3 protein-coding genes are annotated in these 3,407 nt (G+C 70.6%); 2 read left to right on the forward strand and 1 reads right to left on the reverse strand.

The window, feature by feature from the left end; translation table 11 throughout:
• Positions 1 to 356: 356 nt before the first annotated feature.
• On the forward strand, positions 357 to 1,040 hold the full coding sequence (locus GGD89_RS19310) for a LolA family protein (protein WP_184049086.1): 684 nt from the start codon (positions 357 to 359) through the stop codon (positions 1,038 to 1,040).
• A gap of 450 nt (positions 1,041 to 1,490) precedes the next feature.
• Here GGD89_RS19310 and GGD89_RS19315 read toward each other — a convergent pair whose 3' ends face one another.
• Positions 1,491 to 1,853, reverse strand: a complete 363-nt coding sequence (locus GGD89_RS19315; protein ID WP_184049089.1) for an STAS domain-containing protein — start codon at positions 1,851 to 1,853, stop codon at positions 1,491 to 1,493.
• A gap of 147 nt (positions 1,854 to 2,000) precedes the next feature.
• Here GGD89_RS19315 and GGD89_RS19320 point away from each other — a divergent pair, with 147 nt between their 5' ends.
• On the forward strand, positions 2,001 to 3,293 hold the full coding sequence (locus GGD89_RS19320) for an FHA domain-containing protein (RefSeq protein WP_184049092.1): 1,293 nt from the start codon (positions 2,001 to 2,003) through the stop codon (positions 3,291 to 3,293).
• Positions 3,294 to 3,407: the final 114 nt, after the last annotated feature.

Consider the following 3,407-nt stretch of genomic DNA (forward strand, 5'->3'; position numbering starts at 1 on the left):
CGCATTCAAGGGGTTCCCCCTTGAATGCAAACGTCGCTGCACAAAACATTGTTTCTCGTGCACTTTCGATCCAGACAAAAGAATGTGGACTGCATTTTTTGTCTGGATCAGTGCACTAGGGGTGGCCGAGGGCGGCGACCGCGACGGGAGCCCCCGGCAAGAAGCACCCGGGCGGCCCCGTCACCCGGCAGGTCTTGCCGGTGCGGCGCGGCGGATCCCGGCGCCGCATCGTCTCTTGTTCACGCCACATTCCGCCCCTAGGGTTGATCTCGGCGACGGGGCGGGCGGGGCGGCAAGCCACGCCGGACGCCCCGCGCCCATCCCGTTTTTCCTCGCCACCGTCCGAAGGATGCCCCATGCCTCGTTCGTTGCGCCGTGTCCGACCGTCGCTTGCCGCCCTGGCGCTCGTCCTGTCGGCCGTCCTGTCCGTCGCCCTCGTCCCGGGACCGTTCGGCGCGGCCCGGGCCCAGGGACCCGCGCCCTACCTGATGAGCACGGAGGAAGCGGTCCTGTTGCAGCAGGCGCAGGACTACCTGAACAGCGTCCGGTCCCTTCGGGGCCGGTTCCAGCAGGCATCCTCCACCGGCAACCAGGCCAGCGGCACCGTGTACATGCGCCGGCCCGGGCGCATGCGGATCGAATACGATCCCCCGGCCGAGGTGCTGGTGGTGGCCAATGGATCCTATGTGATCTACGAGGATGGGGAGTTGCAGCAGGTCAGCTACATCGGCCTCGGCGATACCCCGCTGGGCATCCTGTTGCGCGACGAGGTCAAGCTGTCCGACCCCGCCATCACGGTCACCGGCATGCGCCGCCAGGCCGGCCTGATGGAGGTGGACATCGTGGAGACCGACGCGCCGGGCCAGGGCACCCTAACCCTGGTGTTCGCGGAAAGCCCGCTGGAACTGCGCAGTTGGCGGGTGCGGGACGCGCAGAACGTGGAGGTCACCGTCAACCTGCTGCGACCGCGCTTCAACATCGACCTGGACCGGGATCTGTTCTCCTACCGGGAGCGGGCCGGGTTCCGCCGGTCGGACTGACGGGCCGCCGCGTGCCGTGATCCGGGCGGATGACGCGCGTGGCCTTGCCCCGGGGCGGCGGTCCGTCCGGTGACGAGCGACGGGTCCGCCGACCATGCGATTCCTGCATGTGAGGCATGATTGTGCGGACCTTCCAACGATCGGCTTTCGGCCTATCTCCATGATCATGGGACGGTGTTCGGGGTCCAGGCGATCCCGGGGTCGTCCAGGCGAGGGTGACGTGTTCTCCCCCCCCCATACACGCACCCTCGTCGCTCCCGATGGGAGCCCAAGGCGTCCGGCCGCCCCCCCTGGCCGGGCGCCTTTCCCGTTTCCGAACCGGTGCCTTGGTCCCAACAGGCGTCATGCCCCCAACAGGCGTCATGCCCCCAACAGGCGTCATGCCGACGTGGGGCGCCGCGCGAGCGGGCCCGCCGACGGGATGGCGACCCACCAAGGGTCCCGTGCCCGCTACCGCAAGGCGGCATCCAGATCCTCAAGGGCCTCGTCCAGGTCATCGTGGATTTCGAACAGGGAGGTGAAGCCGCTTACCTCCAACACCGTCATCACGCCGGCGCTCGGTCCCGCGAGGTGCACCGCGCCGCCGGCCGACCGGGCCCGCTTGACCGCCATCAGCAGCACGCGCAAGCCGGCGCTGGCAATGTAGGTAAGGCCCGTGAGGTCGATCAGGACGGGCGTGGACCCGGCCGACAGCACCCGGGGCAACAGGCGGTCCTGAACGTCGAGCGCGGTGCCGCTGTCCACGCGCCCAGTAAGGCTCAGCACCACGGCGCCGTCGGCGGGACGGTCGATCAACTCCATGGAGGTCGTCATCGGCGCGGTCTCCCTGTGTGTCCGGGGGCGGGCGTCGCGGGGTTTCCGCCGACACCCACAGACTGTAGCCTGGACGCCCGGATCACGCCATGCCGGCTGCGCCGGCGGGATTAAGCCATGCCGGCCGCGCCGGCGGGAGCCCGTGCCATGCCCCTGCTGTTGACCCTGACCAGCGACCTGGACCTCGATGACGACCAGGTGATGACCCAGGTGGTCGGTCCCGCCGGTCTGACCATCGGGCGCGGACTGGACAACGACTGGATCATTAAGGATCCCCGGCGCCTGCTGTCCAAGCATCATTGCCGGCTGGATGCGTCCGGTACCGCCTTCATCGTCACCGACACCAGCACCAACGGTGTCTTCCTGAACGACTCGCCCACGCCCCTGGGGCGGGGCAATACCGCGCTGGTGGGCGACGGCGACCGCGTGCGCCTGGGCGAGCTGGATGTGGTGGTTCAGATGATTCCGGAGGCCGATGCCGCCGCCCTGGCCGGGCTGTCGGCGGATCCCTTCGCGTCCCGGACCCCGGGGCCGTCGGGACCGAAGCTGCCCGCGCCCGGCGATGACGACCCCTGGGGGGGATGGACTCCGCCCGGAGGGCGGGGCGACGCCGCCGATGATGACGATGGGACCGGTCCGCCGGTCCGTCCCCTTGAGCCCCTGCGGCCGGAGGCCCATGCGCCCCCCGACGAACACCCCGACCGGTCGATGACGGCGGGACCGATGCCGCCCGGGGACAGCCTGTTCGGGCGGACCCCGGGCGAGGCCATCGGCCCGTGGGAAGACGGAACCGGAGAGGCGTGGGCGTCGGCCGGGGCCGATGCCGACGATGCCGCGCCCGAGGCGCTGGCCTTCCTGCCGGCGGCGAGCCCGACGCCCGCGATCCCGGGGGCCTCGGGTGACGACGCGGGCGCCTCGGCGGCGGGGGAACCGGCCGGGGACGGCCTCATCCCGGAGGACTGGGACGACCTGGCCGAAGGCGCCGCGGGGGAGGGGCAGGCCGCGCCTGTATCGCCGGTCATGGTGGACGAAGGGCCTCCGGCGGCGCACGACCGTGCCGTGGACCCGCTATCCGCACCCCGGAGCGGGCCCATTCCGGAGGATTTCGCGCCGGATCTGGTGCCGCCGCTGGAGGCTCCATCCGGGGATGTCCCGCCGCCGGATGACCTGCAACAGGGTCCGCAAGAGGATGGACCGCAGGGAGCGCCGATCCCCGCCACCGAGGACCTTTTGGCGGTGGTGGACGACTGCCTGGCGGTGTTCGCGCCGGCGGCCATCCAGGATCGCCTGCCCAGCCTGGGGGATCCGGAGGCCATGCCCCCGGCAGTGCGGCAGGCCCGGGCCTGGGCAGCCTATGAAACCCGGTACCCGGACCTGGCGCGCGAGGCGCGGTCGCGGCTGGCCGAGGCCCTGGGCCTCACGCCGCCGGAGGCGGGGTAAGGCGCGACCCACGTCGTCGGTGCCCTAGAGTAATCCGAGATCAAGTTGGGCCATAGCCGGAATGCCGCATATAGCTGCTGCACTCTGTTGGCATAACTTTGTCGAGCGCTTCTT

The sequence above is a fragment of the Roseospira visakhapatnamensis genome (genome assembly GCF_014197915.1).
GTDB lineage: Bacteria > Pseudomonadota > Alphaproteobacteria > Rhodospirillales > Rhodospirillaceae > Rhodospira > Rhodospira visakhapatnamensis.